Below are 21,332 nucleotides of genomic sequence, written 5' to 3'. Positions count from 1 at the left end.
GCCTGTCGCATCGGATCAGGCCCACGGCTCTTCGTCAGCCGGAGACGCGTGTTTGCGCGGCGGAGATGACCTTCTGGCGTCGGCGGTGGCGCTGTTCGTACTCCAGTGCCTGACGGGCCTGGTCGGAGGGAGCGTCCTGCAGGCTCGCGACGACGTCGTCCGCGTGCATGGCGTCGTAGCCGGTCCACGGCTCGGCTCCGCGCAGCTTTTCGATGGCGTCCAGGACTCTCTTGCGGCGCGCATGTGCGTGCTCGTAGCCCTCGATCACCGTGAGATCCAACTGGGACAGCGAGGGCAGCCGGCGCTGGATCTGCTCCGTGCTGAGCTGGCTGAACCCGGGGATCGGCAGGTCCTCCTCCCGCCTGACCGCCCCCAGGACCTCCTCGGCCATGGGGCCGGGCTCGGGCACACCCCGCACCGTCCTCGTGGTGTCGGCACCACTGGCACGTCGGACACCGCTCCGAGCGACATGACGTGCCCGGTCGACAACGGTCCGCATGGTCCGGCCTGCCGTGTCGGCCACACCGCCGTGGTGATTCCCGCGTGGGCCGGAGCCGTTGGTGGATGCCACGACGGCGCGCGCCTGCTCGGCCAGGCTGTCCTCCAGCGCCTGCAGGAGTTCCTCGTCCTGGCGGCGCAGCGCGCCGAGCAGCTCGGCGGTGTCCTCGTCGTCCACCTGTTCGGCGAGCACCTCCCCGGCCCGGCACGCGGCAAGTGCCCGCGCCGCAGCCGCGTACTCGTCCTCCGCGTTCCTCAGCAGCTGCCGTGCATCGGCCGGGCCGCCGCCGGGCAGCATGTCCCGCACGATCCCCGTGGTGATCGTCAGCGGCAGCATGACCGTGCGGACCGCGCCGTGCGAGACGAACCGCGTGACACCGGCTGCGGTGTCGAGAATCCCCCGGGGCCGCAGATCGCGTACCCGGTGCTGGATGCGCTGGAGGCTGACCTGCACCTCCGTCGCCTGGCGTTCGAGCATCTGCCGGTACGCACCCGGCGGGGTGACCGCCGCATCCGCCCGGAACCGGTCGAGGACCGCCGTATGAGCCTGGCGTGCGTCCTCCAGCACCGGTACGAGTTCCTCCGCCATCACTGCCATACGGGCTCCCTGAGTGAACGATGGGGCGGCACTCCGCCGCGCAGGGGAAGGGGGCTGCCTCACAAGCCTCCGTGGCCGGGCAACCGGGACCATCCTGCAGGACGTACGCCAAGATCGCCCGGCGAGACCTGCACATCAGGTCCGCGCCGGCTCTCGGTGTGCTCAGGCGTCCGCGCGCAGGGCGTCCGAGATCGGCTTGGCGCCACCGTGCGTGGTGAGGCCGCCGTCGACCGGGACCTCGGCTCCCGTGATGAAGGACGCGTCGTCGGACAACAGGAACACCACGAGCGGGGCGATGTCGTCGACGGTTCCGGTGCGGCCGAGTGGCGTACCGAGCAGGTTCGCCTCGCGGAACGCGGGCGCCGCGGAGGCGGTCATGTCCGTGTCGATGAAGCCGGGGTGATGGTGTTCACGCGGATGCCCCGGGGCCCCAGTTCCATGGCGGCGGTCCTCGACAGGCCGCGCAGCGCCCACTTGCTCGCCGTGTACGCGACCGGGTAGTGGGCGGTCAGCGCCGCCGACGAACCGACGTTCACGATCGAGGCACCCGGGCCCATCAGCGGCAACAGGTGCTGGATGCCCAGGAGCGGGCCGGTGACATTGACCGCGTGGACCCGCGCCATGTCCTCGGGGCGTACCTCGTCGATGCGGGCGCGCCAGGTGACGCCCGCGTTGTTGTTCTCGGCGGACTGCAGGTCGCGGGCGGACCAGTCGTTGAAGACGGTGCCAGCGCCAACGCCGGAACGGTCAGGGCGGGGGGCACCAGCGCCTTGACTCCCGGGACCGACGCGAAGTGGTCCTGCATCTTCGGCAGCACCGGGGCGATCAGCACCGCCCCCAGGATCGGCAGACAGCTGCCCGCCATCAACAGGCTCACGCGCAGCACATGGGCCGGGCCCGACACGGCGGCGGGTGACGGAGCAGCGTCGTCGACCGCGGTGAGAGGCGGCGGCGGAAGGGAACCGGTCATCCACGCTGTGAATGCGCTTCACCACGCCGCAGGCCCGTGCGTTCGTCAGGTGCTGTCCGCGGATCCTGCACGACAGACAGCCCGACTCTTCCTCGCAGCGGATTCTGGTTGCGCGGCACGCGCGAGACGCGGCGCAGACCGTGAGCGCATCCGGTGCGGCTAAAAGCTTTCTTCGCAGCGGGCGGGCCGGCGTCATCCGGCCCCCGTCTCCGACCATGCGGGACGTTCCAGAGGATCATGGTGGAAAGCCACACCACACTGATCCCGGCCCCGCGGTGTCAGCTCTTGGGCGGCGAGGCGCTGAGGGCGTGCAGGATTTCGATGACCGCGTCATCGCTGACCTGGTCGAAGTCGTCGTACCACTGGCCGACCGCCCAGAAGTCCGGCGGCTGGTGCAGGCAGACGACGTCATCGGCCTCAGAGCGCATCGCGGCGGCGGAGTCGGGAGCGCAGACGGGCACGGCGAGGATCAGCCGGGCCGGGTTCCGGCGGCGCAAGTACCGGAGAGCGGCGCGTGCGGTGGCGCCGGTGGCGAGCCCGTCGTCGACGAGGATCACGGCGCGGTCCTTGACGTCGGGCGCGGAGCGGTCACCCCGGTACACCTGCTCCCGACGGTGCAGTTCGGTTCGTTCGCGGGCCACGTCCGGGTTGAGCCGCTTCTCGCTCAGGCCGAGCATCTCCAAGGCGCGTTGGTCGAACAGCGGGGGATCGTCCCCCACGATCGCGCCGACGCCGGTCTCCGGGTGACCCGGAACGCCGATCTTCCGCGCGACCAGCACGTCCAAGGGTGCCTTGAGGATATGAGCCACCTCGGCTGCCACCGGGACGCCGCCCCTGGGCAGCGCGAGTACAAGGGTCTTGACCAGATCTCTGTCAGCCGCCCACTCCCTCAGCCGTAGGGCGAGTTCCTGGCCGGCGTGGCGACGGTCGCGGAATCGCATGGCCTGATGCCTACCTTCCGGTCGGCGAGCTGTGTCCGCCGCATATGGCTGAGTCAGCTTGAACGGGATGCGCGCGTGCGGGAGCGGTTCGCCTTACGGACCGCGTCGAGCAGCTCGGGCTTCGACATCCGGGACCGTCCGTCGATGTCCAGTCGCCGCGCGAGGTCGTAGAGATGCTCCTTCGTCGCGTGCTCGTCGAGACCTTCGCCGCTGCGTCCGCCCTGCTGACGGGGCCGGGCCGACTGCGGGTCCGACGGGCCCTTGCGGCCGCCCTCCTTGCGCTCCCAGTGGTCGCCGACCTTCTCGTGCGTGTGCTTGAGCGCGCCGTAGGCGACCCGGTGTGCCCGCTCACCCTCGCCGTACTGCTCCACGGCGGAGTCGTGCGCCTTGATCCACGTGCGCTGGGCCTGCTTCGAGGAGCGCTCGAGGGTCGACGGCAGCTCCTGTCGTCCGGGCATGTCACTCACCTCCTCGAGTGTGGCTGCCCGACGTACCGGGTTCCCGTAGCAGGGTCGTGGTAACGGCGGCGCCGCGGCCGTCAACAGCGGCGGAGCACGGCCCGCGACCAGGGTGCCCGAGACTGTTCGGGGCACCCGGTTGAGCACGGGTTCCGGCAGCACGACTTACTGCCGCTCAGTCTTCAGGAACGGTTCCCGCTGCAAGGTGGGTACGCGGTGAGGACATCCGGATCGTGGTCGTATCGATCCGCAAGGTCGGCAGACCGGAAGAAGCTGATGCCGATGATCTCCGAGATGGTTCTGGTGCACACCGACGACGTCACGCTCCCCGGCGACTTCGTCGTCCCCACACCGGCTCGGGCCGTGGTGCTGTTCGCGCACGGCAGCGGCAGCTCCCGTCACAGCCCGCGCAACCGGATGGTCGCGGCCGAGCTGCGCACCGCCGGGTTCGGCACGTTGCTGCTGGACCTGCTCAGCGAACGGGAGGAGCGGCACGACGCGCTCACCGCCGAGCACCGCTTCGACATCCCCCTCCTGGGCCGGCGGCTCGTGGCTGCGATCGACTGGCTGGAGGCGCAGCCCGACATCCGGAGGCTGCCGGTGATCCTGTTCGGCGCGAGTACGGGCGCCGCGGCGGCACTGGTGGCCGCGGCCGAGCGGCCGGACCGTGTGCTGACCGTGGTGTCGCGGGGCGGTCGGCCGGATCTGGCCGGTGAGGCTCTGGGCCACGTGAGGGCTTCGGTCCTGCTCATCGTCGGCGGCCAGGACCACGAGGTGCTCAAGCTCAACCAGGAGGCGGCCCTGCGGCTGGGGGCCCCGCACTCCCTGCGCGTCGTGCCGGGAGCCACGCACCTGTTCGAAGAGCCCGGCGCTCTGGAACAGGTCGCCGAGGCGGCCAGGCAGTGGTGCGACGACCGGCTGCGCTCCGTGCGGAAGGCGGCACCGGAGGAGTAGTGATCGGAGGTGGCCGGCGACCTGCGCACGGTGGCCCCGATCGCCGTTGTCCTTCGAGGGCTGGGAGGACGTGGGGTGCCGCCGAACCGGCTCGGCAACGACCTGCGCCGACGGTGGATCCTGTCCGAGGAGTTCGGCAGGGGACGCCGTACAACCGTGTGAGGGCATCGACCAGGGCTGCCCGGCGGATCTCGAACATCGCATCCCTTGGGCTGGGGTGTTGCGACGATCGCTAGAACCTGAGCCCGACCGAGCGCCGGGGCCTTGGAGGTGTGGCCGCCAGGTGGCACATGAGAGGGGGGAGTCCGGGTACTCGGCCGCTGGATCTCGAGGGGCACTGCAATGTCTTCCCGGACATGTCCGACCCATCGGAATGGACCAGCCGTGACTGACAACTTTCCCAACGGCGCCGCCTCCGCCGTTCAACTGGCCCTGCGGGCGGTTGTCGAGGGCGACGCCGACGAGGCGGAACTGGACACCCTCGCGGGCAGCGAGGTTCTGGTCCCCACCACCGCCGCTGCCGAGGACCAGCCTGTCGGCACGGTGAGTCTGCCCGTCTACGAGCAGCGGGACGGCACCGAACTGGTGCCGGTGTTCACCTCGCAGGCCCGTATGCGGCAGGCGTTCCCGCAGATCACAGAGCACCGGCAGATCCTGCTCGGCGCGCTCGCCCACGGCTGGCCTTCCGAGGAACTGGCACTCGTCATCGATGCCGGCACACCGGAGGAGCTGGCGCTGACGGCTCGGGGCGTCAGGGAACTGCTGGACCGCGGCATGGATTGAGCGAGGCACGCCCGCCGGGCGCCGAGGGCACAGCGGCAGGCCGGCCGGGTCGCGCGGGGTCCCGGGCGGCTGGGCAACACGTGGCGTCCGGTCCCAGCCGGTTGATGCGTGGCTGGGTGGGGATCGCCTGAGGCGTATGAGCGGGGAGAGTGCGTATTCGGGTTGCGATGTCCGGAGGGCCGGTCCCGATGATGCCGAGCGCAGGCTGCTGATGCTCCGGGGCGGGATGTGTACGCCGCGGATCGCCGAGGTGATCGTTGAGGTGGCCGGGGCAGGTGCGGGGCGGTGGTGCCCGCCGGGCACTGACGCCTGACGGCTCCTGAGGGCCCACACGGATGCGTCGGCCCGCCCAAGCCATGTCAAGAATCCTTGACACCATGTCGACGCTGCTTTACATTCGCGGCATGCCATTCGAAGAGAAGAGCGCGTGGATCATGGCGGTCCTCGCGATCGGAACATATGCGGCCTATATCGCCGTCATTCTTGGGCGGGCGGGCGACGTTCCTCTCGGTGAAGTGGCGTACGTGGCGACGATGTTGTGGGCCATCGGCGCCTCGATCGCCGCGTCGATCGTGCTGCACGTCCTCGTCGCGACTTTCTCGCCGAAGGACGCCCGCAAGAAGGACCAGCGCGACAAGGAGATCATTCGGTTCGGCGAATACATCGGCCAGTCGTTCCTCGTCGTGGGCGGAGTGTCGGCCCTTGGCATGTCGATGGCCGAGCTGGACCACTTCTGGATCTCCAACACGATCTACCTGGCGTTCGTCCTGTCCGCGATCCTCGGGTCCGCCGCCAGGATCGTCGCGTACCGCCGAGGCTTCCAGCCGTGGTGAAACCCAATCCGAAGCCGAAACCCAAGCCCACGAGGGTCACGAACTCGATCCGGTCCCTCCGCTTCACGCACGGAGAAATGACCCAGGCGCAGCTGGCGGACCGGATCGGCGTTTCCCGCCAGACAGTCATCGCCATCGAACAGGGCCGCTATTCACCCTCCCTGGAGATGGCATTCCAGATCGCCAAGGTGTTCCAAGTCCCGCTGGACGACGTGTTCCAGTACTCGGACCACGAAGAGGAGACACCATGAAGGCAGTTGTTCAGGACATGTACGGGCCGGTGGACGTCCTGGAACTCAGGGACATCGACAAGCCGGAACCCGGGCCCGACGACGTGCTCGTGCAAGTGCGCGCGGCGGGAGTGAACCCGGCCGACTGGCACTGCATGACGGGCATGCCCTATCTGATGCGCCTGATGGGATATGGGCTCCGCGCACCCAGATCCCGCGTCCGTGGTCTGGACGTCGCGGGGCGCGTCGAGGCGGTCGGCGCGAACGTCAGGCGCTTCCGTCCGGGCGACGAGGTGTACGGCGCTTGCGACGGCTCCTTCGCCGAGTACGCGCGGGGTCGGCAGGACAGGCTGGCAGCGAAGCCGGCCAACCTCACCTTCGAGCAGGCGGCGGCCGTTCCCACCGCTGCCTTCGCCGCGCTCCAGGGCCTTCGCGACAGGGGACAAGTCAAGCCAGGGCAGAAGGTCCTGGTCATCGGCGCGGCGGGAGGCATAGGAACGTACGCCGTGCAGCTGGCCAAGGCCTTCGGTGCGGAGGTCACGGGCCTGTGCAGCACGACGAAGACGGAACTGGTCCGGTCGATCGGCGCGGACGACGTCATCGACTACACCCGCGAGGACTTCACGGACGTCACGGCCGGGGCCCGCCGCTACGACCTCATCCTCGACACCGCGGGCAACCGCCCCCTGTCACTCCTACGACGCGCCCTCACCCCTGGCGGAACCCTTGTCCTGGTGGGCGGCGAAGGGGACGGACGGTGGCTGCAAGGCGTGGACCGCACGCTCCAGGCGATGGTGCTGTCCTCGTTCACACAGCAGAAGCTGCGCGGCCTGATGTCCGCGGAACGCAGCGCGGACCTTGAACTCTTGGGGCAGCTCATCGAGGCCGGCAAGGTCACGCCGGTCATCGAGAGGACGTACTCGCTGGGCGAGGTTCCGGAAGCCATACGGCATCTGGAGAAGGGCCGCGCACGCGGCAAGATCGTCATCACCATGTGAGGCAGCGGTACAGGGCGAATTTGTCAAGAACAGCCCACCGAGGGCTTCAGGTGTCCTGACTGAGGGCGGCTCGGTGTGCAGGGCCGCCGGACCCGCCGACAGCCACAAGGCTTTCCGGGGCGCCGAGCCGAGCTGGGCGTGATGGGCGACGAGGTCTGGGCTCAAGGGCGAAGGCGTAAGCCGAGCGTGTGATGACCATGGCCTTGTTGTGACCGTGGTTCACGATCACACGTTAGGCACGACGTGAAACCTCGCGATGACGATGCTTTGCCCCGCACTGTGGTTGGGGCGGGCACCTGATGGCCATCGACTCGGCGGGAGCGGTCGTCGCCGCGATTGTGCCCGCCGTCGTGGACGCCTCGAATGAGAGCCTCAGACGCGGACTTGGTTCACCGCACTTCCGGGCAGCGGCGACCGAGCCCTTCGTCTGCCAGTTGCTGCGTGAACAGCTCGTCGAGGTGATCACCCGCATTCGTTCACAGACCGCCATGGGGCATGGGCGGGTGCTCGAGGACATGGATGAATGATCGAAGGCACTGTTCCGGGTCTGGCCCCGGTGAGGGTCGCCACGGGCATCAGGGCGCGTGGGAGCCGGTGGGGCTGCTGCACGGCCTCGGTCATCACCGTCAAGGGCTGAGCCGGCGAGGTGGACCCGGCACGATGCTTCCGACCGAGGCGCTGCGGCCGGCGTGGCAATTGCCTTGAATCATGTGCCGGTTCCCGTGTGAAGACCACCCCATCGGGTATCGAAACAGGGCAAAGCGGAAACCTTGCGTAGGCAAATCTTGCGGAGGTGAGACGAGATGTCTCTTCCCGTGCGACGCGGCACTTCCGGCCGACTCGCCGAGCGGCGCCTCCCCGGCTGGGTGTCGGATCCGCTGGCCGAATTCAACGAGTTGTTCGGTCGCGTAGGCAACCTGCTGGAATCGACCGTCGGTGGAGCCATGGCGCCCGCCACCGAGGCGATGGCCTGGTCACCGCTGGCGGATGTCTCCGAGACCGACGACGCCTACGAGATCGAGGTCGAAGTCCCCGGCGTCAACCGCGACGACATCGACATCGAGATGAGCGACCGGGAGCTGGTCATCAGCGGCGAGTTCAAGGAGCGGGAGCGCACCGGCGTCCTGCGGCGCAGCACCCGGCGCACCGGCCGGTTCGAGTACCGCACAGTCCTGCCCGGCGACATCGACGCAGAAGGCGTCGACGCCCGCCTGGGTGATGGGGTGCTCACGGTCAAGGTCCCGAAGGCCGAAGCCGCCAAGCCCCATCGCATCGAGATCACGACCGGAGACTGACAGAGTCCGCTGCCCTTCGGGGACCGGCTCGCCGCCGGCTGCGGCGAGCCCGCCGAAGCTTGTGTGTGGGGGGCAGGCGCGCAGGCAGAGCCCGTCGTCTCCAAGGCATACGCGACAAACCCGGCTACCCTCCGGGAGGAGCAGATGCGAATGCAGTGGGACGCGTCATGCCGATGGACGCCTGGCGCGAGGGTGCAACGTTCTTCGTGGAGCTGGACCTGCCGGGCGTGACGCCGGAGTCGATCGACCTTGACGTCGAGCGCAACGTCCTAACGGTGAAGGCCGAACGCAAGCCGACGTACGGCGAGGACACCGAGACGGTGATCACTGAGCGGCCCGCGGGGACGTTCAGCCGGCAGCTGTTCCTCGGCGAGACGTTGGACACCGAGCGGATCGGCGCCTCCTACGAGGCGGGCGTGCTGAAGCTGCAGATCCCGGTCGCCGAGCAGGCCAAGCCACGCAAGATCGCCACCAGTGGTGGCGGACAAAAGGAACTCAACAGCTGACCCGAAGCCAACTCCGCTTGGCAGGCCGTCCTTCAGGGCCCAGGCGGCGAACCCTTGGTCACGACGGCCGGGGACCTTGCGGACAGCTCCACACGGTCGATGTCGTTCTCGCGTTCGGCGCCGCGGACGGAGGTCTCCAGCCGGAGAGCGTTGTTCAGACCGGCACCCCTGGGCAGTGCGCGCGACACGCAGCAGCCGTTCGATTCATACGGACGGCTGTTGTGATGCGCCGAGCGGACCAATTCGGCCGTCTGCGCGTCGTGGTCGGGGTGCCTCGCGTGTAGCGTCGCGTACAGCTGTCGTGGTTCCGAAGTTGTGTCGCCCGTGCGCAGCGCACGGGCGGTCTTGCTGTTCTGCATCACTGAGGACCAAGGCGATCAGCTCCGGTTCCCGCGCGGTGCGGGAACCGATTCGTCGGAGTCCTGTGGAGGGCACGCATGACCAGCGGAACTGTGAAGTGGTTCAACTCGGACAAGGGTTTCGGCTTCATCGAGCAGGACGGCGGGGGCCCGGACGTCTTCGCTCACTACTCCAACGTGGCCGGCCACGGATACCGTGAACTTCGGGAAGGCCAGAAGGTGACGTTCGACGTCACCCAGGGGCAGAAAGGCCCACAGGCAGAGAACATCACCGCTGTCTGAGCCACCCAGCGCCTCATGCCCGCCCTCGGCCCGGCCGGGGGCGGGCCCCCACCGTCGTCGGTCCCCACCTGTCAGGCCGCGATGACGAGGTCGGCCCAATGGATCGCTCGGCCGGATTCGCCTGATCACCGCGTCAACCGCAGAGGCCCCCTGCGGGCGGGTATCCGTTGGGGCGGCCCACGGGCCGCGGGCGCGCCAGGGATCGGAGTCAGCCGATGACCTGCCGACAGCGGCCACGGCCTCACTGCCCTCGCCGCATCCTCTGCCCCCGTCCCTGACCACCGTTCACGTCTCATGCGCGCCGTGCTGCAAGGCGCACAGCCTGCACGGCGCCCTCCGGATCGGCCGTCGAGACGGAGAGGCGGGCGAATTCGCGGCCCGGCAACAGATCGACAACAGCCACCGGGCCGGCCGCGCGTACGGCTGCGAAGTCGATGCCGCGCGCATGCCGCCAAGTGCCCATGCAGAAGCGCCCCGATCTCCAGCGCCCCCGCTCGGTGGTGCCCCGCAGACTGCGCCACCAATCCTGCTCGACCCGCGCCCCCTGTACAGCCGTAAGGGGCACCCGAATCGCTTTCCGCTTGGCGAGAAGCGCCTCACGCCAGGACAGCCGTACGACCACATCCTTGTTCTCAACTAGCAAGCGGGCCACGGGATATCGCTTCCCTCCCTACCATCGCCCGCCCCGCGTCACCCGATCTGCAGGGCTGTGGAGCACTGCCCCACGGCGGGGCAGGGACACGCGGCCGATAGTCGTCCAGGCGGTGGTGCCCCGCCCGGACGAGGCCGCGGTACCTCGTCAGCCGCTGATCTCGATGCGGCGGGGCTTGGCCTTGTCTGCCTTGGAAACCTTGACGGTGAGCACGCCCTCGGCGAGCTCTGCGGTGACGTTCTCCGCGTCCGTGTCCTGTGGAAGGGTGACGCGGTAGTCGAACTGGCCGGTGCGGCGGGTGCGATGCCTGAGAACGCCGGTGCGTTCCTTCTCCTTCATCTCGCCGTGGATGGCGAGCTCGCCGGCGTTGAGCTCGATGGTGATGTCGTCCTGCTTCAGGCCGGGCAAGTCGACCTCGATGACGTATGCGTCGTCGGTCTCTTCCAGGTCGGCGAGCGGCGCCCACCCCCCGCTGATACCGAGGTCGCTGGGGAAGCCGGCGGCCATCAGGCGGCTCATGCGTTCGCGGAGATCCTCCATTTCGCGGAACGGGTCCCACATCGGTGCTGTCTGTTCGCGCCGTACGGGAAGCGTCATGCCGATCATCTCCTTCCGAGAACGGTGGCGTGCAACGCGCTCACCCGCTGTCCGGAAGTCCCCCTGACCGAGACATCCAATCATCATAATCTTCCTCAATACGGTGGAATTCCCCCACACGGGACGGTCGCCCTGCCCGGATGACGGACCCGCTGCGGTGGCGAGATGCCGCTGACCGAGAACGACGTCGCCCTGGTCGAGGACCTGGCGCACGTACCGCCCTGGCCGTCGACAAGAGCCGACTGTTCCGCTAGGAGGCGACTGGTACGACTGCTTCACCTTGCCCGACGGCGCCAGTGCGCTGATCATCGGCGACGTCAGTGGTCATGACCTGCCGGCCGCCATCGCGAGGAGCCAGTTGCGCAAAATGCTGCGCGCGCTGGCCTGTGACCGCCGCGAACCGCCCGGCGACGTCCTCCGGCGCCTGGACCTGATCTCGGACACCCTCTACGCAGGCCACCTCGCCAGCTGTGTCTACGCCCGTTTCGAAGTCCGACGACCGCCGTCGGTGGCAGGCTGCGTCATTCCAACGCGGGCCATCCGCCGCCCTCCTCGTCGACCACGACGGCGACATCCGCTTTCTCGGCAACGGTCATGGCGTGCTGCTCGGCGTGGAGCCAGGCCACGGCAACGACAACGAGCAACTGCCCACCGCGGTCCACCCTGCTGCTGTACACCAACGGGCTCGTGGAACGTCCGGGGAAGAGCCTGGAAGACGGTATCGAACTGCTGCGGCCAGCACACTGCGGCCCTGGCCGACGCACCCCTCGACGCCTTCTGCGACGAGCTGCTCGCCGCCCCCCAGGCGGTTCCGACGACATCGCTGTCCTCGCCGTACGGGTGACTCCGACGCTGCGGTATCCCGCTCGCCTGCGCCGCCCGCGCCGGTCCCCGCCCGCGCCGGTCCGCCCGCGCCGGTCCGCCGCGTGCGAGTCAAGGTGTTCCGTCCCCTACGTATGAGAGGGCACCGCTTTTAATGCGGTGACGGGCGAGCGGCGTCGCCGCCCTGTTCCAACGGAGACACGAACCACTCTCTGGCGGCGGCGGCCACCTGACGCAATGCCTCCGGCTCCTCCGACACGCGCGTGACACCACGCAGCAGGTGGATCTTGTGAGGGCCCTGCATCTGCTCAGCGGACTCGCGGTTCAGCCGGACGGCTTCCTGGTCGTTGCCGCCGACGAAGAACAGCACCGGAGCCCGGAGCGGCGGCAGTGTCTCGCCGGCCAGGTCCGGGCGACCGCTCTGCGAGACCACGGAGTACACGCGATCCGGCCGCTCCGCAGTTGCCAGGAGGGCGGCGGCGGCAGCCGTGCCGGACGCGAACAGGCCCACGGGCAATCGGGCAGTGTCCGGTTGCTCGTCCAGCCAGTCGATCGCCGTCACCAGCCGGTGGGCGAGACGCGGGATGTCGAAGCGGTACTTGCCGGTCACCGCGTCGTTGCGCTCCTCCAGCTCGCTCAACAGATCGAGGAGCAGGGTAGCGATACCCGCTTTGTGGAGTTCATGGGCGACGTCACGGCTTCGCGGGCTGTTCCGAGTGCTGGCGCCGCCGTGCGCGAAGAGCACGACCGACCGCGTCGGACCGGAAACCACCAGATCACCTGTGAGTAGCGCGCCCTCGACGGGCACCGTCACCATCGCGGAAATCACTTGCTGCTCTCCTCTCCGTCGCCCCCGGGCTGCCCCTGTGCGGCAGCGCCGTCGCGGTGACGGGGATCCAGCCGGCGCGTAGCAGGAACGGTCGACCCGACCAGGCTCGTCGGCCCCCATGTACCCCTGAGCGACCTCCCGACACGGCCCGCTTCGCCGAGTAGTAGTTGCGGGGCGGTTCCGGGGGAACCGACCCCAGCGCCCGCGCATCAGCACTCTCTGATGATCTCTCTTGTCACAGGTCGGCTGCGCCGGTTCTCGCACCGGCCGATGCCTCTTCCTCCTCGGGCATGTCTGCGATGACGGCTATCGGTGGTGAGGAACAGTCCGGCGATGGACGCGGCGTACAACAAGAAGCTCGGGGTGTTCGAGCTGACCGGTCTGCCGCCGGCCCCGCGCGGTGTCCCGCAGATCGAGGTCGCCTTAGACATCGACGCCAACGGCATCATGCACGTGACCGCGTCCCCGCCGATGTGAAGACGGAGACGCGGGACGCGCTGGCGGAACTGAAGGAGAAACTCGAGAGCGAGACCGTCGAGGGCGGCGATACAGCCGCCATCCGTGCCGCCACGGAGAAGGCGGCAGCTGCCGCACAGAAGATCGGTACCGCGCTCTACGCACAGGCCCAGGGTGCCCCGGGCCAGTCCTCGCCCGGCGCGGACGCTCAGGCCGGGGGAACGGCGGGACGGCGTCGGCCTGCCTTGTGTCCTCGCAGACGGTCGTGGGCAAGGTCCGGGTGAAGCGGTAGCGGTAGAGGCGGCTGCGCAGGATGCAGGACCGGTGCGGCCCGCGTGCCGGCCAGGCAGCGGGCCGCGCTTCCTCCTGCCCTGCCGGTCACTGCCACGGGTCCGTATGCCACATCCATTGAAGGATCCGCGCGGCAGACGTTCGGGTGGTCGGGGCAAGACGCGGGTCGACCAGTGTCGGGCGGGCCCGCACCCGCGACCAGTACCGCAGGCCCGCCAGATCACCGAGAAGCGCCAGGACGTCCAGGGGATCCAGGTCATCCGGCTGGTTCGCACCGGGCTGTGCGGTCGGTGCGGCGCGGGTGCGGGTGACGCGGACGCGCACCGGTATCGGATTGCCGGACCGGGTCCGGTCGGCTGGATCGTCACGTCCGGCGTCGTATGCGGCACGCCGTTCCGGATCGCGAAGCGTGTCGTAGGCGGTCACGACCTCGGCGAAGTCCTCCGAGGCCGCCGGGTCGCCGTGACCGGTGTCCGGGTGCAGGGAGCGGACCAGCCTGCGGTACGCGGTGGTGATCTGCTGCGCGGACGCAGAGGGCTGGACGCCCAGGACCACGTAATGGTCGCGTCGGGGTCGCTGCCCGGGCATGTCCTTCACCTCCTGACCAGTACCTCTCCTGCGGATACCGAGAAGCCGTCCTGACTGCCTGGACAGCGCTACGCCCTAATTCTTCCAAACACACCTCTTGATGGGTATATCTGCAAGCAGTCCGCCGGGACGTGGGGCAGCCTTCCTCTTTGTGCCGCGAGGTGGCGAGCAGGGGCGCCCACCGGCCACGCCAGGTGAGGGAACGTCCAGGTCACCTCACCACCATGCCGGCGTGTGGACGGTATCTCCCAGCGGTTCAGCGCAGCGGATGCAGGGGGGTGAGCTCGGCGGCGCTCTGCCCGGTCACGATCGACTCGGCGAGGAGTTTGCCGCTCAGCGGGCCCAGGGCGATGCCCCACATCCCGTGGCCGCCGCAGACGTGGACGCGCGGTGAGCGGGTCGGGCCGACGAGGGGCAGTCCGTCCGCGGTGCAAGGGCGTGGGCCCGCCCATTCGTCGCTGCGGCGGCTGAAGTCGGCGCCGGGCAGCATGGGGCGTGCCGCGTCGATGACGGCCTGGATGCGGCGGGGGTCCGCGGGCCGGTCGGGGGCGGTGAACTCCATCATTCCGGCGACCCGTACCCGATCGCCGCCCAGGGGTGTGCAGACCACGCGCTGGGCGGCGAAGTACGTGGGCCCCGTGGGCAGCCCCTCGGCGGGCAGGGTGAAGCTGTAGCCGCGGCCGGACTGGACGGCGACGCGTACGCCGAAGGGTGCCGCCAGTCGGTTCAGCCAGGCTCCGTTCGCGAGAACGGCCAGGTCGGCGCGCAGATCCGTACCGTCGGAGCCGAACACTGCGACTTCGCCCCCGTGATCCTGGTTCCGGGTGACCCGCAGACCTTCGACGACCTTGCCGCCCCGCTCACGCACCGCGTCGGCGAGCGCCGCGGCATAGGCCCCCGGGTTCAGGAAACGCTGGCCGTGCAACCGTACGGCGGCCCCGGTGCGTTCCGACAGCGCTGGCTCCCGGTCCCGGGCCTCGGCGCCGGAGAGCAGGTCGTAGTCGACGCTCTGGCCGGCCGCGCGCACCGCCTCCAGCTCGTTGACGAACGGCGCGCGGGCGGCCTCGGTGGTGAAGGCGATGAGGCACGGGTCGCTCGCTCGGGTCGGTTCGGCGACGCCGCCTTGGGCGAGTTCGTCGTACGCGGCCAGCGCCTGGCGGTTCAGCGGGGCGAGGGCGCTCATCGCGAGCCGCCAGCGCCGGGGGGTGCAGTTGCGGCTGAACGACAGCAGGAACCGGGCCAGACGCGGGTCCGCGCGGGGCGGGATGTAGAGGGGCGAGGTCGGCGAGAGCAGGGTGCGCAGTCCCAGGCGCAGGGCGCCGGGCTCGGGCAGCGGTACCGCGAGGGCGGGGGAGAGCCAGCCGGCGTTTCCCCAGGACGCGCCGGCCGCGACATGCCGGCGGTCGACGACGGTGACCTCGACGCCGGCTTCCTGGAGGAACCAGGCGGTTGCCAGTCCGGTCATGCCGGCGCCGATCACGATGGCGTTGCGCGGAGGCCCGACGGTGGTGCGTGGGGTCATGCGGCGCTCCTGTCCTTCAAGGCGACGGGCGGCCTGTGTTCACCGGTCCGCGTGACCTGCTCTATGGCGTATCCGGCTTGTAGGACCGCCCAGTCCTGTCGGTGCGGGCCGACCACTTGGAGCCCGACGGGCAGACCCTGCGGAGTGAAACCGGCCGGCACCGACAGCGCGGGACAACCGGTGACGGAGATCAGGTAGGCCGAGCGCATCCAGTCCAAGTAGGTCTCCATCGCTGTGCCGTCCACGGAGGCGGGATAGGGGAGCCGGATGTCGAACGGGGCGACCTGGCTGACCGGCAGCAGCAGAAGGTCGTACGTCTCGAAGAACTCCCGGACGCGGTGGTAGAGGGCGGTCTGCAGGAGCTGCGCCCGGCCGAGGTCCGGGCCGGTGAGCCCGCGTCCCTCCTCGATGTTCCACACCACGTCCGGGGCCATCCGGTGGCGGTGCTCGTCGAGCAGGGGACCGTAGGCGAGTTCCATCTGCCAGGCGCGTTGGACGAGGAAGACCTCGTCGGCCCCGGACAGGTCCGGGCAGGCCTCGTCGATCTCGCAGCCCAGTGAGGCGAACGCCTCGACCGCCGGCTCGAGTGCCGCCCGCACCTCGGCGTCGACGGGCACGCTCCCGCCGAGGTCGGGCGACCAGGCCACGCGCAGGCCGCGTACATCGCCGTCCAGGGGTCCCGCGAAGGCGGAGCCCGGCGTCTCAAGGGCGAGCGGGCTGCGCGGGTCGGGGCCCGCGAGCACGGACAGTGTCAGTGCCACGTCGGTCACGGTCCTGGCCATGGGCCCCTTGACCGACAGCTGTCCCCACGGCGCCTTGTCGGGCCAGGACGGAACCCGCCCGGGGGAGGGGCGCAGCCCGACGACGTTGTTGAAGGAGGCGGGATTGCGCAGCGATCCGCCGGTGTCACTGCCGTCGGCGGTCGGCAGCATTCCGCAGGCGAGCGCGGCCCCCGCGCCGCCGCTGCTGCCGCCCGCGCTGCGGGAGAGGTCGTACGGGTTGCGGGTGGGCCCGAACACCTTGTTGACGGTGTGTGAACCCATGCCGAGTTCGGGGACGTTGGTCTTGCCGAGCGTGATGGCCCCGGCGTTCTTCAGACGCTCGACGACCAGGTGGTCCCGGTCGGGGACCCGGTCGGCGAAGATCGGCGAACCGTACGTCGTCCGGATGCCCGCGGTGTCGTGCAGGTCCTTGTGCGCGACGGGCAGCCCGTGCAGCGGGCCGACCTCCGCGCCCGTCATCAGCAGCGCGTCGGCCTTGGCCGCCTCCTCCAGTGCCTGATCGGCGACCAGGGTGACGATGGCGTTCACCGCCGGATTGACGCGCTCGATCTGTTCCAGGTGGGCGGTGACGACCTCCCGGGCGGACACCTCGCGGCGCCGGATCGCGGCGGCGAGATCGGTGGCGGTCCGGAAGCAGAGTTCATCCACGGACTTCTCTACGGACTTCTTCGCGGGCTTCACTGCGGGCTTCACGCCTCTCAGAACGTTTCCTTGACCTGTACGACGGCCAGCACCCCGAAGAGGAGGAAGGCACCGGACAGCAGCACATTCGACATGATCTTGTTGCGGTAGAGCGGCTCGATGCCTCGGCGGTTGAGCAGCACCAGCAGTGCCCCGGAGAGCAGGGGCAGGATCAGGGACCCGAAGGCGGCGTACGTCAGCACCAGGGCGACCGGCTTCCCCATGAACGTGACGGCGATCGACGCGGCCGCGCAGTAGAGCACGAAGGCCCGGAAAGGACGGCTGTTCTGCGCCATATGGGGCTCGGCGTCGGTCTCCGGAATGCCGCGCATCGTCCGCAGCGAGTCCGCCAGCAGGTAGCACAGTGCGTTGAACCCGCCGACGAGGGCGCTGAGCGTCACGAAGAAGAAGGTCAGAAGGAACAGGACGCGGGCCGCCGACCCGAGGTCCGCGCCGAGCGGGTCGGCGAGTGCGGCCAGGCCGTCGTTGCCGCTGATGGTGTTGCCGGTGCCGTACAGCAGGCCCGTCCCCACGATGGTCGTGCAGAGCACGAAGAGGAAGGTGACGGCGTAACTGACCGCCGAGTCGGCCCGCATGACGGGCAGCCAGCTGCGGTGCTGCCAGCGCTTCTCCCGTACCCAGTAGCTGTACGAGGCGATTCCGGCCGTGCCGCCCACGCCGCCGATGAGGGCGAGCACCGTCACCACATCCCCCTCCGGCAGCCGCGGGCGCATCGTGGCGACGAGGCCCGGCAGATCGTCGACGGTGGCGAGCATGGCCACCGCCAGGACAACCATGCCGAGGAACTTGACGAGGATGAAGACGCTCATCACACGCTCGAAGAGCGCGTACCGGCCGACGTACACGAGCGCGGCGGACGCCAGTGCGATCGCGATGCCCAGCGGCCGCGCAGGGAGCGCGGGGAACAGCGTGGACAGGGCCAGCGAGGCGACCGAGCTCAGGGCGGCCCCGTACAGCAGTCCGATGACCAGGACGAAGAGGAAGAACGCCGGGGGCAGCCAGCGTCCGACCGACCGCAGGCTGGCGATGACGGTCTGGCCGGTCGCCATGTAGAGCCGTCCGACCGCCTCGGTGAGGACGAACTTCAGGACGACGCCGATGAGGATCGCCCACAGCAGCGCCATCCCGTACCCGGAGGCGCCCGCGAGGGACGTCACCATGTCGCCGGCGCCCACGCTCGCGGCCGCCAGGACCAGGCCGGGGCCCAGCAGAGCCAGTCGGCCGCGCCGGGTGGCGGGGGCCTGGGCGGGCTCGACCGCTTGTTGCCGAGGGGGAGTTCCTTGCGCTGTGCCTTGCGTCGCGGTCACGTCGATCATCTCCGTACGTCATGTGAGCGGGAGTCGTCGGTCGTGCGGCTCATCGGGTGTCACCGGCAGGCTCGGGCACGATGACGGAAGGGAACAAGAATCTCGGCCGAAGTGACGGAATCGGCCATATGCTTGGTGCGATGAACGCACAGCAGACCGGTCCAGTGGCGGATTCGCTGGATCGCCGCATCATCAGCGCCCTGCAGATCGACGGCCGGGCCTCCTGGCACCGCATCGCGGCAGCGCTCGGCGAGGCCGAACGCACCGTCGTCCGCCGGGGGACCCGGCTGCTGGAATCCGGGCTGGTGCGGATCGGCGCCATGGCGCCGCACGGCCGCAGCACGGTGGTCGGGGTGCGCTGTGCCCCGGGGCAGGCGCGGATGGTCGCGAGCGCGCTGGCCCGCCGGTCCGACTGTGTCTTCACGCATGTGCTGACCGGCTCCCCGGAATGCGTCGCGGAGCTGCTCTGCCCCCGGGACCAGCTGGCGAGCCTGGTGATGGACGAACTGCCGGGGCTGCCAGGCATGTTGGAGACGTTCACGCTGCCGGTGCTGCGCCACATCCGCACGATCCGAGAGTGGCACTCCGGACTGCTCACCGACGACGAGATCGCCGCGCTGGCGGGCCCGTCCGAGGCGCCCGCACAGTCGTCGGCCGAGGGAGACGTGATGCCGCCCGCCGACGTGGCGCACGAACTCTCCCGCTCGGACCGGCTGCTGCTGAACGCCCTCGCCGAGGACGGGCGATGCACCTATGAGGAACTCGGCCGCGTCGCCGGCGTCTCGGAAGCCACCGCCCGGCGGCGCCTCGGCGCGCTGCGACGGGAGGGCAGAGTGCGCATCCGCGCCGTGATCGAGCCGGCCCTGCTCGGTCTGCCGGTGGAGGCCCTGCTCCGGGTACGCACCGCTCCGGCCGGGGCCGAGACGGTGGCAGCGGCGCTGGCGGACAACGTCCACGTCCGGTACGCCAGCTTCGTCACCGGAGAGCACCAGATCCTGGTACTGGCGGCGCTGCCCAGCGAGTCAGCCCTGTACGACTTCGTCACCCGCGCCCCCTGGCTGCGGGACGTGGCGTCCGTGGACACCTCGCTCGTCCTCAGCTCGCTGAAACGCGGCGGCATGCTCGCGCGCCGGTCGCGGGACTGAGCGGGATCAGATGCTCTTCGGTATGGGTTCGGGCGGATCGACGTCGGTATCGTGCCCGCGGCAGGGCCAGATGCAGGTGGCGAGCGCGGGCGGGTCGTGGAGCGTCCCACCGCCGTGACCGCATGACCGGCTTCAGCGAAGACCCCAGGGAGGCACCACCGGTCTCGCCCTGCCCAGACGCCGTCTTTGACGCGCTCCTGCTTTTCGCCGTGCTCACTTGCGTCCCCGGGGATGAATCCCAGCACCGGTTGATGGCCGAGGTGAACCGTATCCTTGAGCCCGGCGGGATCCTCTACATCAGTGACCTGCTGCCGCAAGACGATGATCGCAACCGCAGCCGGTACAGCCGCTACGCCAATCGCCTCGGCAGACATGGCGTGTTCGAAACCGGCGACGGGGCGGTCTGCCGCGACCACTCCCGTGAGTGGCTCTCCACCCTGCTCGCCAGGTTCGAGACCGTAGACACCCGAACCATCACGGTGGCCACCATGAACAGGCATGAGTCAACGGGGATCCAGATACCCGCCTTCTGGCCCGAGTTGACATAGGCGCAGCGCAGATCCCCAGGAGTTGACACCGACTTCGTGGATCCACCGGCGGCTTGCGGCGCCCTGGCGGCCACCGCCGGTGTCACTGGCCGCAGGGGCCGGAGTGGTCGCAGTACGGCTGCAGTTGGCTGTTTCCGCAGCCGCACAGCACAGCCCTGGTCTCGGTGTGCGTCCCCTCCTGCGTGTCCAGCGACAGTTCGCCGCGCACGACCAGCTGTCCGGCAGGGGTGCGGATGATGTGGGTGGGCCGGTCCGGCGTCTCTCTCCGACCGTCTGCCAGTGCGTACTGCAGCGCTCCCGAGGGGCAGCGACGTACCACTTCGGCGAGCCGATCGGCGGGGGCGGCGTCGGGCTGGATCCACGGGCGTCTGCTCGCGTCGAAGACCTCGGGCGCGCCGTTCAGGCACTCTGCGGCGTGCAGACAGCGCCTGGCCTCGAAGGTCACGGTGATTTCCGGCGCCTCGCAGGCTCTTCTCTGGGGTTTGCCGCTCATGCCGATCTTCCTTCCCGCGTCTTCGGCCGGCCGGCCGAATCAGTCGCTGACCTTGCTCCGGGCCTGGTACAGCAGGTCGGCGTACTCGGGGTGGCGGCCGATCCAGGTTGCGTAGAAGGGGCAGGTGGCCAGCACTCTCAGCCCTGCTGCGCGTGCCTCGTCGAGGGAGGCCCGAGCCAGCGCGGAACCGACGCCCCTGCCCTCGAACCTCGGATCCACCTCCGTGTGCACGAAGGCGATCAGTTCCGATGTGCGGATGTACTGCGAGAAGCCCGCGACCTCGGACTCCCCGTCCACCGTGGCCTCGTAGCGGCGTGCCTCAGGTATGTCGACAACCTTGATCGTCACTTGTCCTCCTTGGAGCCCGGCAGTCGGAGACAGCCGCCGTCCCACCACTCGTCTGCGAGTTTGCGATCCATAAAACAACCATCTGGAAGTTGACGTCTCAACCTCCATGAATGATAGCGACACTGACGGAGAACGCGGATCACTCCGAACAGGACGCCGCCCGGTTCGTGCGCTTCGGGCTCGTCGAGGTGGCCGCCGCGTACTGTGCCCTCGTTCACGGGCAGTCCTTGTCCAGGCCATCGAGGATGCGACACGCGAACCGTTCCGGCCCCCGGTGCTCGCGATCACCTCCCACATTCCAGGCGACCCAGGAAGCGCGCGCCTGACCAATCCGTCACGATCCGCTCCGCCGAACCGCGGCGGTCTCACCAGGTTGGGCATGCCCGTCAAGCAGCGTTCCGTATAGGCACTGCCTATACGGGCCTTCGATTTTTGGTCGTGGAGTTCCTTGTCCGTGACCGGCTTCACTGTGCCGGTAGGTGGTGCGGCGACCGGTCGGGACCCGGTGCCGTGCACGGGTCCTCGAAGCCGGCGGACGCGCGGCA

Annotated in this window: 24 protein-coding genes and 4 pseudogenes; 14 read left to right on the top strand and 14 right to left on the bottom strand. The window is 69.5% G+C overall.

Features of this window, described 5'->3' with window-relative positions:
- Window positions 1–34: 34 nt before the first annotated feature.
- The 5 genes and pseudogenes from ACFYO2_RS24840 to ACFYO2_RS24820 form a co-directional block, all read right to left on the bottom strand.
- A complete protein-coding gene (locus ACFYO2_RS24840; RefSeq protein WP_388352959.1) occupies window positions 35–1,096 on the bottom strand; it encodes a hypothetical protein in 1,062 nt (353 codons plus the stop codon).
- Window positions 1,097–1,258: 162 nt separating this feature from the next.
- Window positions 1,259–1,773: pseudogene (locus tag ACFYO2_RS24835) on the bottom strand (SDR family NAD(P)-dependent oxidoreductase); the annotation flags it as partial.
- 47 nt (window positions 1,774–1,820) lie between these two features.
- Window positions 1,821–2,066 (bottom strand): annotated as a pseudogene (locus ACFYO2_RS24830) (MFS transporter); the annotation flags it as partial.
- Window positions 2,067–2,344: 278 nt separating this feature from the next.
- Entirely contained in the window at window positions 2,345–3,007 is a 663-nt protein-coding gene (locus ACFYO2_RS24825) for a phosphoribosyltransferase (RefSeq protein WP_388352956.1), read from the bottom strand.
- A gap of 53 nt (window positions 3,008–3,060) precedes the next feature.
- Window positions 3,061–3,465: a ChaB family protein gene (locus tag ACFYO2_RS24820; RefSeq protein WP_388352953.1), complete on the bottom strand. Its 405-nt coding sequence runs from the start codon at window positions 3,463–3,465 to the stop codon at window positions 3,061–3,063.
- A gap of 282 nt (window positions 3,466–3,747) precedes the next feature.
- Between ACFYO2_RS24820 and ACFYO2_RS24815 the strand changes: the two genes are divergently transcribed.
- The 9 genes from ACFYO2_RS24815 to ACFYO2_RS24775 all read left to right on the top strand — a co-directional run bounded on the left by ACFYO2_RS24815 (window position 3,748) and on the right by ACFYO2_RS24775 (window position 9,705).
- The gene (locus tag ACFYO2_RS24815) at window positions 3,748–4,419 is read left to right on the top strand and encodes a dienelactone hydrolase family protein (RefSeq protein WP_388352950.1); all 672 of its coding nucleotides are present in this window, start codon (window positions 3,748–3,750) and stop codon (window positions 4,417–4,419) included.
- Between the two features lie 384 nt (window positions 4,420–4,803).
- Window positions 4,804–5,202: an SseB family protein gene (locus tag ACFYO2_RS24810; protein ID WP_388352947.1), complete on the top strand. Its 399-nt coding sequence runs from the start codon at window positions 4,804–4,806 to the stop codon at window positions 5,200–5,202.
- Between the two features lie 377 nt (window positions 5,203–5,579).
- The gene (locus ACFYO2_RS24805) at window positions 5,580–6,035 is read left to right on the top strand and encodes a hypothetical protein (protein WP_388352944.1); all 456 of its coding nucleotides are present in this window, start codon (window positions 5,580–5,582) and stop codon (window positions 6,033–6,035) included.
- A complete protein-coding gene (locus ACFYO2_RS24800) occupies window positions 6,029–6,286 on the top strand; it encodes a helix-turn-helix transcriptional regulator (RefSeq protein ID WP_388352941.1) in 258 nt (85 codons plus the stop codon). The genes ACFYO2_RS24805 and ACFYO2_RS24800 overlap by 7 nt, the downstream gene beginning before the upstream one ends.
- A complete protein-coding gene (locus ACFYO2_RS24795; RefSeq protein WP_388352939.1) occupies window positions 6,283–7,263 on the top strand; it encodes an NAD(P)-dependent alcohol dehydrogenase in 981 nt (326 codons plus the stop codon). Before ACFYO2_RS24800 ends, ACFYO2_RS24795 begins: the two co-directional genes overlap by 4 nt.
- A gap of 299 nt (window positions 7,264–7,562) precedes the next feature.
- A complete protein-coding gene (locus tag ACFYO2_RS24790) occupies window positions 7,563–7,790 on the top strand; it encodes a hypothetical protein (protein WP_388352936.1) in 228 nt (75 codons plus the stop codon).
- Between the two features lie 276 nt (window positions 7,791–8,066).
- Complete coding sequence (locus ACFYO2_RS24785) at window positions 8,067–8,558, top strand: Hsp20/alpha crystallin family protein (RefSeq protein ID WP_388352934.1); 492 nt, start codon at window positions 8,067–8,069, stop codon at window positions 8,556–8,558.
- Window positions 8,559–8,725: 167 nt separating this feature from the next.
- Complete coding sequence (locus ACFYO2_RS24780; RefSeq protein WP_388353517.1) at window positions 8,726–9,064, top strand: Hsp20/alpha crystallin family protein; 339 nt, start codon at window positions 8,726–8,728, stop codon at window positions 9,062–9,064.
- A 437-nt stretch (window positions 9,065–9,501) separates the two neighbouring features.
- The gene (locus ACFYO2_RS24775) at window positions 9,502–9,705 is read left to right on the top strand and encodes a cold-shock protein (protein WP_388352931.1); all 204 of its coding nucleotides are present in this window, start codon (window positions 9,502–9,504) and stop codon (window positions 9,703–9,705) included.
- Window positions 9,706–9,997: 292 nt separating this feature from the next.
- Here ACFYO2_RS24775 and ACFYO2_RS24770 read toward each other — a convergent pair whose 3' ends face one another.
- Together ACFYO2_RS24770 and ACFYO2_RS24765 are read right to left on the bottom strand one after the other, a co-directional pair.
- Window positions 9,998–10,357 carry a hypothetical protein gene (locus ACFYO2_RS24770; RefSeq protein WP_388352928.1) on the bottom strand — a complete coding sequence of 120 codons (360 nt, stop codon included), beginning with the start codon at window positions 10,355–10,357 and terminating at the stop codon, window positions 9,998–10,000.
- Between the two features lie 147 nt (window positions 10,358–10,504).
- On the bottom strand, window positions 10,505–10,954 hold the full coding sequence (locus ACFYO2_RS24765) for an Hsp20/alpha crystallin family protein (RefSeq protein ID WP_388352925.1): 450 nt from the start codon (window positions 10,952–10,954) through the stop codon (window positions 10,505–10,507).
- A gap of 280 nt (window positions 10,955–11,234) precedes the next feature.
- Here ACFYO2_RS24765 and ACFYO2_RS24760 point away from each other — a divergent pair.
- Both ACFYO2_RS24760 and ACFYO2_RS24755 read left to right on the top strand, forming a co-directional pair.
- Window positions 11,235–11,435 (top strand): annotated as a pseudogene (locus tag ACFYO2_RS24760) (SpoIIE family protein phosphatase); the annotation flags it as partial.
- A complete protein-coding gene (locus tag ACFYO2_RS24755) occupies window positions 11,423–11,914 on the top strand; it encodes a SpoIIE family protein phosphatase (protein WP_388353515.1) in 492 nt (163 codons plus the stop codon). The pseudogene ACFYO2_RS24760 and the gene ACFYO2_RS24755, both read left to right, overlap by 13 nt.
- A gap of 13 nt (window positions 11,915–11,927) precedes the next feature.
- Here the strand turns inward: ACFYO2_RS24755 and ACFYO2_RS24750 are convergent, their stop codons facing one another.
- Window positions 11,928–12,593 (bottom strand): dienelactone hydrolase family protein, encoded by a 666-nt coding sequence (locus tag ACFYO2_RS24750; RefSeq protein ID WP_388352923.1) that lies wholly within the window; start codon window positions 12,591–12,593, stop codon window positions 11,928–11,930.
- 351 nt (window positions 12,594–12,944) lie between these two features.
- Between ACFYO2_RS24750 and ACFYO2_RS24745 the strand changes: the two are divergent.
- Window positions 12,945–13,345, top strand: a pseudogene (locus ACFYO2_RS24745) (Hsp70 family protein); the annotation flags it as partial.
- Between the two features lie 94 nt (window positions 13,346–13,439).
- On the opposite strand, the gene ACFYO2_RS24740 reads toward ACFYO2_RS24745, so the two are convergent.
- From ACFYO2_RS24740 to ACFYO2_RS24725, 4 genes are all read right to left on the bottom strand, one after another.
- Entirely contained in the window at window positions 13,440–13,940 is a 501-nt protein-coding gene (locus tag ACFYO2_RS24740; RefSeq protein WP_388352920.1) for a J domain-containing protein, read from the bottom strand.
- Window positions 13,941–14,196: 256 nt separating this feature from the next.
- Window positions 14,197–15,462 carry an NAD(P)/FAD-dependent oxidoreductase gene (locus tag ACFYO2_RS24735; RefSeq protein ID WP_388352917.1) on the bottom strand — a complete coding sequence of 422 codons (1,266 nt, stop codon included), beginning with the start codon at window positions 15,460–15,462 and terminating at the stop codon, window positions 14,197–14,199.
- Window positions 15,459–16,937, bottom strand: coding sequence for an amidase (locus tag ACFYO2_RS24730; RefSeq protein ID WP_388352915.1), 1,479 nt, complete (start codon window positions 16,935–16,937; stop codon window positions 15,459–15,461). Before ACFYO2_RS24730 ends, ACFYO2_RS24735 begins: the two co-directional genes overlap by 4 nt.
- A gap of 5 nt (window positions 16,938–16,942) precedes the next feature.
- On the bottom strand, window positions 16,943–18,262 hold the full coding sequence (locus ACFYO2_RS24725; protein WP_388352912.1) for an Nramp family divalent metal transporter: 1,320 nt from the start codon (window positions 18,260–18,262) through the stop codon (window positions 16,943–16,945).
- A 131-nt stretch (window positions 18,263–18,393) separates the two neighbouring features.
- Between ACFYO2_RS24725 and ACFYO2_RS24720 the strand changes: the two genes are divergently transcribed.
- On the top strand, window positions 18,394–19,398 hold the full coding sequence (locus ACFYO2_RS24720) for an Lrp/AsnC family transcriptional regulator (protein ID WP_388352908.1): 1,005 nt from the start codon (window positions 18,394–18,396) through the stop codon (window positions 19,396–19,398).
- Between the two features lie 122 nt (window positions 19,399–19,520).
- The gene (locus ACFYO2_RS24715) at window positions 19,521–19,946 is read left to right on the top strand and encodes a methyltransferase domain-containing protein (protein WP_388352905.1); all 426 of its coding nucleotides are present in this window, start codon (window positions 19,521–19,523) and stop codon (window positions 19,944–19,946) included.
- Between the two features lie 82 nt (window positions 19,947–20,028).
- Here ACFYO2_RS24715 and ACFYO2_RS24710 read toward each other — a convergent pair whose 3' ends face one another.
- Both ACFYO2_RS24710 and ACFYO2_RS24705 read right to left on the bottom strand, forming a co-directional pair.
- The gene (locus ACFYO2_RS24710; protein WP_388352902.1) at window positions 20,029–20,439 is read right to left on the bottom strand and encodes a (4Fe-4S)-binding protein; all 411 of its coding nucleotides are present in this window, start codon (window positions 20,437–20,439) and stop codon (window positions 20,029–20,031) included.
- A gap of 39 nt (window positions 20,440–20,478) precedes the next feature.
- Entirely contained in the window at window positions 20,479–20,787 is a 309-nt protein-coding gene (locus ACFYO2_RS24705) for a GNAT family N-acetyltransferase (protein WP_388352899.1), read from the bottom strand.
- Window positions 20,788–21,332: the final 545 nt, after the last annotated feature.

It is taken from the genome of Streptomyces sp. NPDC006602 (assembly GCF_042870385.1).
GTDB lineage: Bacteria > Actinomycetota > Actinomycetes > Streptomycetales > Streptomycetaceae > Streptomyces.
Note: the sequence above shows the minus strand (reverse complement) of the source record. Positions and strands in the feature narration are given on the sequence as shown.

Coding starts and splice junctions, on each gene's coding strand:
- ACFYO2_RS24790 (WP_388352936.1), top strand. CDS start 7,563: ATGGCCATCGACTCGGCGGGAGCGGTCGTCGCCGCGATTGTGCCCGCC.
- ACFYO2_RS24735 (WP_388352917.1), bottom strand. CDS start 15,462: ATGACCCCACGCACCACCGTCGGGCCTCCGCGCAACGCCATCGTGATC.
- ACFYO2_RS24820 (WP_388352953.1), bottom strand. CDS start 3,465: ATGCCCGGACGACAGGAGCTGCCGTCGACCCTCGAGCGCTCCTCGAAG.
- ACFYO2_RS24765 (WP_388352925.1), bottom strand. CDS start 10,954: ATGACGCTTCCCGTACGGCGCGAACAGACAGCACCGATGTGGGACCCG.
- ACFYO2_RS24775 (WP_388352931.1), top strand. CDS start 9,502: ATGACCAGCGGAACTGTGAAGTGGTTCAACTCGGACAAGGGTTTCGGC.
- ACFYO2_RS24715 (WP_388352905.1), top strand. CDS start 19,521: ATGACCGGCTTCAGCGAAGACCCCAGGGAGGCACCACCGGTCTCGCCC.
- ACFYO2_RS24710 (WP_388352902.1), bottom strand. CDS start 20,439: ATGAGCGGCAAACCCCAGAGAAGAGCCTGCGAGGCGCCGGAAATCACC.
- ACFYO2_RS24720 (WP_388352908.1), top strand. CDS start 18,394: ATGAACGCACAGCAGACCGGTCCAGTGGCGGATTCGCTGGATCGCCGC.
- ACFYO2_RS24805 (WP_388352944.1), top strand. CDS start 5,580: ATGTCGACGCTGCTTTACATTCGCGGCATGCCATTCGAAGAGAAGAGC.
- ACFYO2_RS24825 (WP_388352956.1), bottom strand. CDS start 3,007: ATGCGATTCCGCGACCGTCGCCACGCCGGCCAGGAACTCGCCCTACGG.
- ACFYO2_RS24740 (WP_388352920.1), bottom strand. CDS start 13,940: ATGCCCGGGCAGCGACCCCGACGCGACCATTACGTGGTCCTGGGCGTC.
- ACFYO2_RS24840 (WP_388352959.1), bottom strand. CDS start 1,096: ATGGCAGTGATGGCGGAGGAACTCGTACCGGTGCTGGAGGACGCACGC.
- ACFYO2_RS24725 (WP_388352912.1), bottom strand. CDS start 18,262: ATGATCGACGTGACCGCGACGCAAGGCACAGCGCAAGGAACTCCCCCT.
- ACFYO2_RS24780 (WP_388353517.1), top strand. CDS start 8,726: ATGCCGATGGACGCCTGGCGCGAGGGTGCAACGTTCTTCGTGGAGCTG.
- ACFYO2_RS24815 (WP_388352950.1), top strand. CDS start 3,748: ATGATCTCCGAGATGGTTCTGGTGCACACCGACGACGTCACGCTCCCC.
- ACFYO2_RS24795 (WP_388352939.1), top strand. CDS start 6,283: ATGAAGGCAGTTGTTCAGGACATGTACGGGCCGGTGGACGTCCTGGAA.
- ACFYO2_RS24785 (WP_388352934.1), top strand. CDS start 8,067: ATGTCTCTTCCCGTGCGACGCGGCACTTCCGGCCGACTCGCCGAGCGG.
- ACFYO2_RS24750 (WP_388352923.1), bottom strand. CDS start 12,593: ATGGTGACGGTGCCCGTCGAGGGCGCGCTACTCACAGGTGATCTGGTG.